The 12,007-nt window shown below is 68.8% G+C and carries 11 protein-coding genes; 5 read left to right on the top strand and 6 right to left on the bottom strand.

Annotated features, from left to right (window positions below; genetic code table 11):
- Positions 1-128: 128 nt before the first annotated feature.
- From IU449_RS02755 to aac(3), 3 genes are all read right to left on the bottom strand, one after another.
- Entirely contained in the window at positions 129-1,334 is a 1,206-nt protein-coding gene (locus IU449_RS02755; RefSeq protein ID WP_324188059.1) for a site-specific integrase, read from the bottom strand.
- Between the two features lie 104 nt (positions 1,335-1,438).
- Positions 1,439-2,350: an LLM class F420-dependent oxidoreductase gene (locus tag IU449_RS02760; protein ID WP_195000378.1), complete on the bottom strand. Its 912-nt coding sequence runs from the start codon at positions 2,348-2,350 to the stop codon at positions 1,439-1,441.
- Between the two features lie 126 nt (positions 2,351-2,476).
- Positions 2,477-3,319: an aminoglycoside 3-N-acetyltransferase gene (aac(3), locus tag IU449_RS02765; protein ID WP_195002268.1), complete on the bottom strand. Its 843-nt coding sequence runs from the start codon at positions 3,317-3,319 to the stop codon at positions 2,477-2,479.
- A 518-nt stretch (positions 3,320-3,837) separates the two neighbouring features.
- Between aac(3) and IU449_RS02770 the strand changes: the two genes are divergently transcribed.
- Complete coding sequence (locus IU449_RS02770) at positions 3,838-4,794, top strand: hypothetical protein (protein ID WP_195000379.1); 957 nt, start codon at positions 3,838-3,840, stop codon at positions 4,792-4,794.
- Between the two features lie 96 nt (positions 4,795-4,890).
- On the opposite strand, the gene IU449_RS02775 is transcribed toward IU449_RS02770, so the two are convergent.
- Together IU449_RS02775 and IU449_RS02780 are read right to left on the bottom strand one after the other, a co-directional pair.
- The gene (locus IU449_RS02775; protein ID WP_195000380.1) at positions 4,891-5,808 is read right to left on the bottom strand and encodes an NADP-dependent oxidoreductase; all 918 of its coding nucleotides are present in this window, start codon (positions 5,806-5,808) and stop codon (positions 4,891-4,893) included.
- Between the two features lie 223 nt (positions 5,809-6,031).
- On the bottom strand, positions 6,032-6,601 hold the full coding sequence (locus IU449_RS02780; protein WP_195000381.1) for a GNAT family N-acetyltransferase: 570 nt from the start codon (positions 6,599-6,601) through the stop codon (positions 6,032-6,034).
- Between the two features lie 153 nt (positions 6,602-6,754).
- On the opposite strand from IU449_RS02780, the gene IU449_RS02785 reads away from it, so the two are divergent.
- Positions 6,755-7,369, top strand: coding sequence for an HdeD family acid-resistance protein (locus tag IU449_RS02785; protein WP_195000382.1), 615 nt, complete (start codon positions 6,755-6,757; stop codon positions 7,367-7,369).
- Positions 7,370-7,386: 17 nt separating this feature from the next.
- Here IU449_RS02785 and IU449_RS02790 read toward each other — a convergent pair whose 3' ends face one another.
- Complete coding sequence (locus tag IU449_RS02790) at positions 7,387-8,883, bottom strand: sugar transferase (protein WP_195000383.1); 1,497 nt, start codon at positions 8,881-8,883, stop codon at positions 7,387-7,389.
- Between the two features lie 452 nt (positions 8,884-9,335).
- Here IU449_RS02790 and IU449_RS02795 point away from each other — a divergent pair, with 452 nt between their 5' ends.
- Genes IU449_RS02795 through IU449_RS02805 form a run of 3 tightly spaced genes read left to right on the top strand, consistent with a single transcriptional unit; the run spans position 9,336 to position 12,003 of the window.
- A complete protein-coding gene (locus IU449_RS02795) occupies positions 9,336-10,577 on the top strand; it encodes a class I SAM-dependent methyltransferase (protein WP_195002269.1) in 1,242 nt (413 codons plus the stop codon).
- Positions 10,574-11,356, top strand: coding sequence for a glucose-1-phosphate cytidylyltransferase (locus IU449_RS02800; RefSeq protein ID WP_195000384.1), 783 nt, complete (start codon positions 10,574-10,576; stop codon positions 11,354-11,356). The genes IU449_RS02795 and IU449_RS02800 overlap by 4 nt, the downstream gene beginning before the upstream one ends.
- On the top strand, positions 11,353-12,003 hold the full coding sequence (locus IU449_RS02805; RefSeq protein ID WP_324188060.1) for a PIG-L deacetylase family protein: 651 nt from the start codon (positions 11,353-11,355) through the stop codon (positions 12,001-12,003). Before IU449_RS02800 ends, IU449_RS02805 begins: the two co-directional genes overlap by 4 nt.
- Positions 12,004-12,007: the final 4 nt, after the last annotated feature.

Consider the following 12,007-nt stretch of genomic DNA (forward strand, 5'->3'; position numbering starts at 1 on the left):
TGCGATCGGACAGAATGGCAGGAGTGGCCTGCCCGGCGGGCAACTGACCGCGTGGCCGCGCGACGGACCGGATCTGCGTCGCGGCAATGCACGGGTTGCCTCGAATGCAGTTCGGTCCGACGAGACGCTCAGAGGCCGAGTTTGGTGACGGCGTTGTCCTGCAGCGGGTCGGCGGTGCGGATGTAGCCGTGGACGGTCCGGGGGTTGGACCAGCGGCCTTGGCGCATGATTTCGCGGTCGCCTGCGCCGCCGAGCGCGGCCTGGGTGGCGAAGCCTGCGCGGAGGGAGTGACCCGAGAAGAGGGCGGGGTCGAGTCCGGCGCGCGCGGCGTAACGCTTGACGAGTTCGGCGACGGCGCGACCGGACATGGGGCGCTCGCCGATGCCGCCGTGGCGGGTGACAGTCGGGAGCAGGGGACGGTCGTCGCGTTCTGCGGGGAGCCCGGTGAAGCTGTGGCAGCGGTGGATGGCGTCGTCGCCGCGCGGGCGGGTGCAGAACTCCCGAACGGCGAGTGGTCCACCGCGGTAATGGGTTTCTAGGAGCCGTAGCCAGTCGGTGTAGGCGCAGACCGGGCAGGTGCGCGGGTGGCGGCCGCGGGGCAGGGCGACGCGGTGTTCGGCCGTGCCGGTGGGGTCGGTCTTGGTGGTGGGAAGGTGGATGAGCAGCAACGGTTCGCCGGTGGTGTGGTCGGTGCGTACGTCGATGTCGCCGATGCGCAGCCCGGCGAGTTCGCTGCGGCGGAGCGCGCCTGCGAAGCCGACGAGCAGCGCCAGGGCATCGCGGCGGCGGGCGGGTTCGGTGGGCCAACCCGGCTCGGGCAGGCAGTCGAGAAGCTGTTCGAGGGTGTGCAGGAGGACGGGGCGTTTCCTGGTGGGGGTGGTGCGCCTGGTGCGTCGGATGCCGCGCAGGGTCAGGCGCACGACGTCGGAGCGGGTGGGGGAGGCGAGGCCGTTGGCTGCGTGCACGGCGGCGATGGCGGCGGCCTTGCGTTCGAGGGTGGCGGGGCTGAAGGCCCAGCCACCCGCTTCGCGTTCGGCGTCGGCGGCGGCGGCGAGGTAGACGGCGACGTCGAGTGGTTCGGCCGGCAGCGCCTGGCGGCCTTCGCGCGCGCACCACGCGGCCCATGCGATCCAGTCGCTTCGGTAGGCCCGCAGAGTATTCGGTGATTGGGAGGCTTCGAGGTAGCGGCCCAGCGCGCCGGCCTGGCCGTCGTCGAATCGTTCTCGCACCTGGCGCAACGCGGCCGCGTCGACGAGGACGCTGCCGACGCCACGCCGCAGTTCGCCGCGTACGGATTCCGGCATCGCGACGACGACGGTCGCCTCTGTCGTCACCCGCTCTCCTTCACCGATCACCCTCGTACGCACTGGGATCGAGTGTAGGGGGCGCGGGGCTCGCATCCCGAGTGTGTCCCGGACCGGCGTGGTGGATGCGGATCTCAGGACTTCATGCTGGTGAGCAGCTTGCGGGTACGTCCTGCGGATTCGCCGCCGTCGAAGACGATGCCGACGAATTCGGTGGCGCCCGCGTCGAATACTCCGCGAATGCGTTCGGCGACCTGGTCCTCGGTGCCGACGATGGCCATGTCGGCGGGGCCGGTGACGCCTTCGCGGTCCATCATGGCCCGGTAGGACGGCAGCGTGCCGTACATCTTGAACACCTTGCCCGCGCGTTCGCGGGCAGCCTCGGGTTCGTCGGTGACCAGGACCGGGAGAGCGCAGACGATGCGCGGGGCGGGGCGGTCCGCGGCGGTGGCGGCTTCGGTGATGGTGGGGGCGATGTGGTCGCGGATGGTGGTGGGGCCGGTCATCCAGAGGATGGTGCCGTCGGTGGCGCGTCCGGCCAGTTTCAGCATCTGTTCGCCCAGTGCGGCGACGAGGACGGGGATGCGGTCGTCGTTCGGCACGGTGAGCGCCAGGTGGGCGGTGACGGTTTCTCCGCTGAACGACACGGGGTTGCCCGCGAGCAGTGGGTTCAGCACCTCGAGATATTCGCGCATGTGCCGGACGGGGCGACTGAAGTCCTGACCGTACATGTTCTCGATGACGATCTTGTGGGACAGGCCGATACCCAGGGTCAGGCGGTCGGCGCCGACGGCGAGGGCGGTGCTGCGCGCCTGCTGGGCGAGCGCGCCGGGGTGGCGCGGGTAGGTGGGGACGACGGCGGTGCCGATGGGGATCTCGGGGACCCGGCTGCCCGCGATGGCGAGGGCGGTGAGCGCGTCGACGCCGAAGACGTGCGGCAGCCATGCCGAGTCGAAGCCTTCGTCGGCGGCTCGGCGCAGTTCGTCGGTGAACAGGCGCAAGCTGTCGGGTCCGGCGTGTTCGTTCAGCAGGATTCCGATCCGCACAGCGTCTCCTTGTCGTCGTCCCGGTGGGAGCTGATCTCGGTGTCGTCCGAAGCCTACGCGGGAGGGGCGTATCGGCGCGGCGCGGTCGGCTGATGGTTTCGGAGGCCACGCTTCTCTGCCGCGTGCCTACAGTTTGTTCTCGATCCAGGTGATGGCGTAGTCGACGACTTGCGCGGCCTCGAACAGATAGCTGTCGGCGGCGCCGACTCTGCCCTGCCGACCGATTCCCGCGGCGAGCATGTCTCGGGCGATGGCTTCGAAGGGCTCTTCGCCTTCGGGGACGACGGCCGAGTAGTCGAAGGCTCCGTCTTCGGAGTCGATGTCGTGGAAGCGGCGCCAGACCCGTTGGCCCTGTTCGAGGATGGGCTGTTCGTAGTCGACGAATCGTTTGCCGGGGGCTTGGGCGAGCGCCTCGGCGTGGTGCAGCAGCGTCATGGTGTCCAAGGGAGCGCCGAGCAGCAGGACCCGGCCGTTGCGAGCGACCAGCCGTGCGAGGGGGCTGGCGGGTCCGTGAGGATCGTTCCAGGGGTGGTCGGCCATCAGTGCGGCTGCTGCCGGGCCCAAGGCTGCGAAGCCGGCATCCGGGTGACGGCTGCGGACGGCTCCGGGCCGGCGGCGCAATGCCTCTGGGAGTCGGCCGTTGTTGTGGTCGGCTTCGCTGAGTTCCGGGTCGTAGGCCGGGTGTTCTGCGCGTAGGGCGTCCTGCCAGTCCTGTGGCCAGGTGAGGAAGTCATAGGGGGGCGCGTCGTTCCACCCGCAGGTCACCATGAGGGTTCCCCGCGTTCCGACGACGTCGAGGAGCGCGTCGAGGATGGTCTGCGGTCCGCCGGCCACGTAGCCGATGGCGGACATGCGGGTGTGGAACATGACGATGTCGCCGTCCGCGAGACCGAGCGCGGCCAGGTCACGGCTGATCCGGCTGCGGGTCACGGGACCGCCTGAGCGCTCGAGCAGGTCCATCTCATCCATGGGCATGGAGTTTTCCCCCAGCCACGGCCCTCGGGCAACTGAATTGATGCCTCCCTGTCCTTCGATGGTCGTTCCCCGACCCCGGCTCGGTTCGGTACTGCCGTACCACCGAGCACAGTTTTCGGAGCGGGAAACGTTGACTTACGTTTGGTTGGACCAACGCAACGTAATGCCAACGATTCCGGCCGCCGAGGGTCGTCGGCCAGGCGAGGGTTGTGGCATGCTTCGGCCTGACCCCCGATAACGTTCACTTATCGGCGGTCAGGCGTCGGGGCCGTCGCGGCGAGGCTGTGGGGATTGGTTTCGTCGTAATACGTTGACGCAAACGGAAACAACGCTACGATTCATCGGTGTCCAGCGTGTGTAACTACCCCGGCTGCCATCGACCGATCACTCGTGGCGGCGGGCCCGGTCGGCCATCCGAATACTGCGACCACCCCGACCACACCCGATGGCGGGCATGGCGGGAGCGGCAACGGCTCCAGCAGGAAGCTCAGGCACCCGAGGGAACCGTCACTGTGACGCAACAGGGACCGGTGACGGCGGCGCGGCTGCGCGCCGACGAACTGCTCACCCAGTTCCGCGATCTGGCCGACCAGCTGAACGGCACACTCGGTGCGGCGGTGGCGGAGTTGTCCACGCTCGCTGACCCGTCCGTGGCCGAGGCGCAGGTACAGGCCGTGCAGGCCGATGCGGCCCGGCGGATCGCCGAAGCGGAGATGGCCGCCGCGGCGGCCGAGCAGGCGCGCAGGGCAGCCGAGGAGGAGCGGCGCGGTGCGATGGACGCCGCCGATGATGCGGCGGCCGCTGCCGAGCGAGCCGAAGAACTCGTCGCCGAGGCGAATTCGGCGCGGGAAGAAGCCCTGCGGGAAGTCGAGCAGGTCGTGGCGCGCACCTCCGAAGAGGTCTTCGCCATCCGCAGCGAGTCCGAAGAGCGCATCAGGGCCGCGCGCCAGGACGCCGAGCGGGAGATCGAGCGCGGCAGACAACAAGCCAGGGAGGAGATCGAGGCCACGCGGGCCCAAGCGGCGGCCGAGATCGAACGGGTGCGCCGCGAATCCGCCCAACAGATCACCGCGGCGGCCGCCGAACGCGACCTGGCGGTGCAGCGCGCGGCCGACGCCGACCGCGCCGTCACCCACGCCGAACAGATCGCCGTCGAACGACAACAGCTGCTCGAGGAGAACCGAGCCGACATCACCCGGCTCCGAGGAGAACTCGACCGCGTGCGCGCTGACCTCGATCGAGTCCGCGCCGAAGCGGAACAGGTGCGCCGTGATGCCGAGGCCACGCTGACAGCCCAGCGCGCGGAGGCCGTGGAAGCGCTCGAACGGGCGCGTGCCGAAGCGGCACAGCGGATCACCGCTCTCGACGACGCGCGTGCACAGACTCTCGCCCGTGCCGAACGCGCCGAACGTCAGCTCGACGAGCTGCTGGCACAACGACGCACGGCCACCGCGGCCGAACCTGCGTGACGTGGAGACCTCTCGCGGCGAACCCCGGTCACGCCGGCCTGTAGTGCGTCGGGCTGGATGTCGAGGGCTTGGCCGATCATGACCCGGGGTAGCCGATCAGGGGGTCAGGACGATCCGGCCGGGGAGGCTGCCCGCCGCGAGCCGGGCATGGGCTTCGGCGGCGGCGTGCAGCGGCAGGACGTCGGCCACACGAGTGGTGAGCTTGCTTTCGGCGAGGCGGGCGAGACCTCGTCCTTCGGCGTGAATCCATTCGTGGTGGACAGTGATACCGCGCAACGGGACCGGATCGGCGCCGGCGACGACGGTGACGTACTGGCCGCGATTGCGGACCGCGGCGAGGGCTCGAATCCCGAGTCCGGCGGTGTCGAGTGCGCCGTGCACGCCACCGGGGACCAGTCGGCGAGCCTCGGCGGCCACATCGGCATCGCGAGCGATGGTCCACTCCGCACCGATCGAGCGGAGAAACTCCACGTCGGTCCCCTGGGCCAGTACCCGAAGACCTTGCTGGGCCGCGATCTCCACGGCGAAGCCGCCGACGGCACCGGTCGCGCCCGTCACCAGCAGTGTGTCACCCGGCGACAGCCCGAGCAGGTCCACAGACTGCTCGGCGGTCAGACCGTTGAGCGGCAGCGTCGCCGCCTCGACATCCGACAGTCCGCGCGGGGTCGCGGCCACCGCATCCGCGTCGAGAACCACGTACTCGGCATAGGTGCCGAGTGAGACATCCAGCAGATCGCGCAGGCCGATCACCCTCTGCCCCGACGTCCATGCCGCCACGCCGGGGCCGAGCCGGTCGATCTCGCCGGCGACGTCCCAGCCGATTCCCGTGACCTCCCGCGCTGTCATCAGCCCGGCCTCGACCAGTATGCCCGAGCGAGTGACCAGGTCGACCGGATTGACGGTCGCCGCCCGCACTCGAATCCGGACCTGGCCGGCCCCGGGTTCGGGAACCGCCACATCGGCCAGCTGCAGCACTTCGGGCCCACCATAGCCGCGAGCGACAACGGCTCGCATCGTCTCAACGCTGTTCACGCATCCAACTATTGGAGAGTTGCACTCCGAAGGGAACTGCGCACTTCGAAGTGCCTATCGCACCCGGAGGTTCGCTGTGGCACCTGTAGCGCGGTGCAGCCCGCGTACCGAAACGCGGTGCTACACGGCCCGATACCTTCCCGGCCGCCGGTCCGCGAGGCCGTGGATCGGGCAGCGCATCGACCGGCTTCGCCGCTCGTACGGGTCAGTCTGTGCGCAGGCGGGCGTGCATGTGCATGTCGTGGCGACCGTCGTGGTGTCGGCCCGCCCCGCGCAAGGTTCCTTCCAGGAGGAAGCCGCATTTGCCTGCGACTCGGCAGGACGGTTCGTTGAGCACCGAGTGGGTGAGTTCGAGGCGGTCGAAACCGATGTCGTCGAAGGCCCATCGGGTCAGGAGATGGGTGGCGCGCGGCGCGACGGCTCGGCCACGCCAGGCGGGCATCGTCCAGTAGGCCAGTTCGGTGACGCCTTCGGCGAGATCGGTGCGGCGCAGACCGATCCGGCCGGCAAGCTCACCTCCGACAGTGACGGCCCATTGCCCTCGCCCCAGGGGCCAGGCCGAACGCCACGCCGGAATCCATTGCCGCACCTGCTCGATCGATTCGGCGGTGCGGACATGCCAGCGGCGGATCGCGGTGTCCTGGAACGCTTCGAAGACGGCGGGTGCGTCGGTGTCGGACCAGGGGCGAAGTGTCAGGCCGTCGGCGCTCGTCAGGGTCGGTTGGGTGGCGCTGAACTCTGCGGGATCGATGATTCCGGGCATCAACTCGGGCATGGCGTCATTGTCCGTACCCGGTGTCGACGCCGCAGCCGAGTCGAGCAGCGCGTCCCGCTGGTCGGGAATCGTTGGGGCGTGCGGTGTTCAGGCGACGTGCCCGGCAAGGCGTGGGTGCCGCAGAGTTCGCTCGCGTGCTTCTATCATGGTGTTATGCCCGACAACTATGGTGGAAGGCAGGTCGCGTCGCAGGTCCGCGGTGGGCGGGAGGCGATGCTGGTACTCGGTGCCGCGTCACTGGTGCTGGGGGTCGTGGTCGCGCTGTGGCCTGCCACATCGGTTCCGCTGCTCGAGGCGCTGCTGGGTGGGTATCTGGCGCTGAGCGCGGGAGTGCAGGTGGTCCTCGCGGTGGGGGCGCGGTTCGCGTGGGTGCTGCGGGGGTTGCTGCTGATCAGTGCGGCGCTGACGGTGATGCTCGCGGTGTTGTGTGCGCAGGGCGGTAATTCGGTGCCGATGCTGTCGATGTGGCTGGGGATGGGGTTGACGTTCCGGGGGGTAAGTCAGGCGACGGTGTCGGTGTGGGATGAGCAGTTGTCCGATCCGGGGCGTCACGAATTGTGTGGGGTGTTGACGTCGGTGACGGGTGTGGTGTTGCTGATCGCTCCGCTGGAATCGGCGGTGGCGCTGGGCTGGACGGCGGGGGCGGTGTTGATCGTGCTCGGGGCGGCGGAATTCGCGCTCGCCGGTGTCGGGCGCGGTGAGACCGGGATGGCGTGGGCACGCCGCGGGGCGATGCAGCCCACCGGGTGGCCCGGGCCGGTTCAGTAGGCGCCTTTTCCTTTGGCTCAGTAGGCGCCTTCGCCTTTGGCGACGGTGTGCACGGTGCGGGTGATGATCGACAGATCCAGCGCCATTGACCAGTTCTCGACGTAGGAGATGTCGAGTTCCACCGATTCCTCGGGGGAGAGGTTCGAGCGGCCGCTGACCTGCCACAGGCCGGTGATGCCGGGGCGCACCAGCAATCGGCGGCGCATGATGCCGTCGTAGGAGTGCACTTCGCGGCGTACCTGCGGGCGGGGCCCGACCACGCTCATGTCGCGGCGCAGGACATTGAAGAACTGGGGCAGCTCGTCGAGGCTGTATTTGCGTAGGAATCGGCCGACGGGGGTCACGCGGGGGTCGTTCTTCAGTTTGAAGAACAGCGGATTGCCGCCGTTGGCGCTGATGAGTGAGTCGGCCTTGCGGTCGGCGTGGGCGTACATGCTGCGGAATTTGATCATCCGGAACGGTTTGCCGTCCATACCGATCCGTTCGGACAGGTAGAACACCGGGCCGGGGCTGGTGCATTTGACCGCGACGGCGATGGCCAGCAGCAGCGGGGCGACCAGTGTCACGACCAGTGCGGCGAAACAGAGGTCGAACACCGCTTTGCTCAGCGACAGCGCGCGGTCGTATTGCGGGCGTTCGATGTGCAGCATGGGCATGCCGCCGAGCAGTTGCGCGGACATGCGGGTGCCGGAGATGTCCATGACTCCGGGCGCGACGATCAGCTCCACACCGAAGGAGTCCAGATCCCAGGCCAGGCGGCGGATGTCGCGGGGGCCGAGCCGGTCGGTGGCCATGACCACGACGGTGTCGGCTTCGGTGCGCCGGGCCGCGCGCAGCACCGATCGGTCGTCGCCGGCGACGGGGATCTCACGTCCGGCGACGGTGAGGGTCGCCGGTTCCGCGGGGTCGGCGCCGGTGGAGGTGCACACCCCGACCACGTCGTAGCCGTAGTGGGGGTGGCGGGCCAGCGTGGTGGCGATGGCGGTGGCGGCGTCCGCGCCGCCGACGACCAGCACCGAGCGGCGGTAGCGGCCGAGGGCGCGGTGGCGGGTGGTGTGGCCGCGCCACAGAGCGCGGGTCCCTGCCAGGCCGAGCAGGCCCAGCGGCATGGCCACGAGTATGTAGTCGCGGACGGCGCCGAGATCGACGACGACGGCGATGATGGCGGTGACGCCGAATGCGCGCAGGGTCGCGCCTGCCAGCCTGCGGTTCTCCTCGACGACGCCGGTGCGGTGGGAGCGAGAGTCGTTCCAGCCCAGGCCGAAGGACCAGGCCGAGGCGATCGCCACGGAGAGCGCGGTGTCGGCGACGGTGCGCTCGGGCGACCAGGACAGCAGGTCCGAGGGGCCGGTGCCGACGGTCACGAGCTGGGCCAGCAGTACGGCGGCGATGACGACGAGGGTGTCGGTGGCGATGAGGCGGCGCAGATAGTTCGCGCGCCAGCGGTCGCGCTCACCCGGACGGGAGAAATGCAGATCTACGGCACCGTGGGTGCCGGTGAGATCGAGGACCATCGACAGAAATACCTAGCTTGAACCTTGAACCCTCGTATTCCAACCCCCAAAAAAAATAGGGGCGGAATGCCTGCCTGTGACAGCACGTCCGGCGACGTCATGCGGGGACGATTCGAAGCCGGGCCGATCTGTTGCGAAAGTATTGCCACATAACGGTGTTGGGCACAAGTGGTGGGATCGAGATCACAGTGTAACGGGATCCGGTCGGGGTTACGCGCGTATGTGGGTCGGTGGGGCTGGTCGGGCTCCGGTGGCTGATTCCCGAGGTGGACAGTGGGCCGGATCGATAACTGCCGGTGTGCTGCGTCGGGGCGGGGAAGAGCGTCGATCGATCGGACGACTCGCGGATTCGACGCGCGGGTGCTAGCTTTCCGGAGTCGGCAGAGAAGTCGCTTCTCGGGCTGCGGGGCGCCGCCGACGATTTTGGTTTTGTTTTCGAGTGGAGCCCGGTGTTGCGTTGTCGTTTGTGTGACTCTTCCCGGTTGAGCAGTGTGCTCGACCTGGGAGCCACGCCCCCGTGTGAGAAATTCCTGTCCGCCGATGAGCTGGACCGGCCCGAGCCTACGTATCCGCTGCATCTGCGGGTGTGTGAGGACTGTCTGCTGGCGCAGATCCCGGCGTTGATCACTCCGGAAGAGACGTTCACCGAATACGCCTACTTCTCCTCCTACTCCGATTCCTGGGTGCGGCACGCGCGCGAGTTCGTCGCGGGCGCTCGCGCGCGGCTGGGGCTCGGTGGCGAATCGTTCGTGGTCGAGGTGGCCAGCAACGACGGCTACCTGTTGCGCCACGTGGTCGAGGCGGGCGTGCCCTGCCTGGGCATCGAGCCGTCGGTGAACGTGGGTGCGGCCGCGCGCGAGGCCGGTGTGCCGACGCTGACGCGGTTTCTGGACCCTGAGCTGGCCGGGCAGGTGCGCGCCGAGCACGGTCCCGCGGACCTGGTGGTCGCCAACAATGTCTACGCGCACATCCCGGACCTGCTCGGATTCACCCGTGCGTTGGCGACGTTGGTGGCCGAGGACGGATGGATCTCCATCGAAGTGCATCACGCGCTGAATCTGGTACGACACGGACAGTTCGACACCATCTACCACGAACATTTCCAGTACTACACGCTGGATTCGGCGCAGCGGGCGCTCGCCACGGCCGGTCTGGCCGTGGCCGATGTCGAGGAGCTGAGCACCCACGGCGGATCGCTGCGGATCTGGGCGCGCCCACGGGCGGTCGCCGAGCCGACGGGGCGGGTGGGCAGGGTCCTCGCGGCCGAGGCTGCCGCCGGCCTGCACACCGTCGCGGGATGGGACGCGTTGCGCACCCGCGCCCAGACGGTGCGCCAGGATCTGCTGCGGTTCCTGCTCGATCAGCGAGCGGCCGGCAAACGGGTCGTCGGCTACGGCGCGCCGGGTAAGGGCAACACGTTGCTCAACTACTGCGGTATCCGTCCGGATCTGCTCGAGTACACCGTGGATCGCAATCCCTACAAGCACGGGCGGTTCACCCCGGGCACCCGGATTCCGATTCACGCGCCCGAACGTATCGACGCCGACCGCCCGGATGTGGTGGTGGTGTTGCCGTGGAACCTGGAGGCGGAACTGACCGCGCAATTGGCGCACGTCGGCGCGTGGGGTGGGCGGCTGGTGTTCCCGATGCCCACGGTGCGGGTGGTCGAACCGATGGGGGCCGGTGCGCGGTGAAGGTCGTGCTCTTCTGCGGCGGGTACGGCATGCGGATGCGGTCCGGTGACGGAGACGGCGTGCCCAAGCCGATGCAGCTGGTCGGCCCGCGCCCGCTGATCTGGCATGTGATGCGCTACTACGCGCACTTCGGGCACACCGAGTTCATTCTGTGCCTGGGCTACGGCGCCCACCACATCAAGGACTTCTTCCTCACCTACCGGGAGACGATGTCCAACGACTTCGTCATCCGCGGCGGCGAGGTGCGGTTGCTGGGTTCCGACATCGCCGACTGGACGATCACGTTCGTCGACACCGGGGTGGAATCAGCGATCGGGGAGCGGCTGCGGCGGGTGCGCCCGTATCTCGACGGTGACGAGATGTTCCTGGCGAACTACTCCGATGTGCTGACCGACGCGCCGCTGGATCTCATGATCGAGAAGTTCCGGGGATCGGGTGCCGCGGCGTCGATGATGATCGTGCCGCCGCAGTCGTCGTTCCACTGTGTGGATGTGCTGCCCGGTGGGGAGATCAAGAACATCACCCCGGTGGCGAAGCTGCCGATATGGGAGAACGGCGGGTTCTTCGTCCTCACCCAGGAGATCTTCGATCACCTGCCCGAGAACGGGGACCTGGTGGAGGACGCCTGCGGGGCGCTGGCCGCTCAGGGCAGGTTGTTCGGCTACCAGCATTTCGGGTTCTGGAAACCGGCCGACACGTTCAAGGAACGTGCCGAGCTCGACGCCGGATACGTGCGGGGCGAGCGGCCGTGGATGGTGTGGGAGCGTCCGGCGCGGTGATCACACTGACCTCGTCGCGGCTCACCGAGATCGCGATGCTCGGTGCGCACTGTGACGACATCGCCATCGGCATGGGCGCGACCCTGTTGACTCTCGCCACCGCGAACCCGGGCCTGCGGGTGCGTGTGCTGGTGCTTTCCGGCGGCGGCACCGACCGCGCCGTCGAGGAGCGGCGCGCGCTCGAATCCTGCTGTCCCGGAGCCGATCTGGAACTGACGGTGCTCGACGTGCCGGACGGGCGCGCACCCGCGCACTGGGACCGGATCAAGGACGCGCTCGCGGTGTTCCGGGCGGGGATCGAACCGCAGATGGTGTTCGCGCCGCAGCGCGGTGACGCCCACCAGGATCACCGCCTGCTGGCCGAGCTCGTGCCCACCGAGTTCCGTGATCACGCGGTGTTCGGCTACGAGATCCTCAAGTGGGAGACCGACACCCCGCGTCCGAACGTGCTGCATCCGGTGACCCCCGAGATCGCGCGGCGCAAAGCCGAGCTGCTGGCCCGGTGTTATCCCTCCCAAGCCCACCGGGACTGGTTCGACGACGAGTCGTTCCTCGGTCTGGCGCGGTTGCGGGGCGTGCAGTGCCACGCCCGGTACGCGGAGGGTTTCGTGGTGGACAAACTGATCGTCGATTTCGGAGGTGCGTAGGCAG

It is taken from the genome of Nocardia higoensis, assembly GCF_015477835.1.
GTDB classification, from domain to species: Bacteria; Actinomycetota; Actinomycetes; order Mycobacteriales; family Mycobacteriaceae; genus Nocardia; species Nocardia higoensis_A.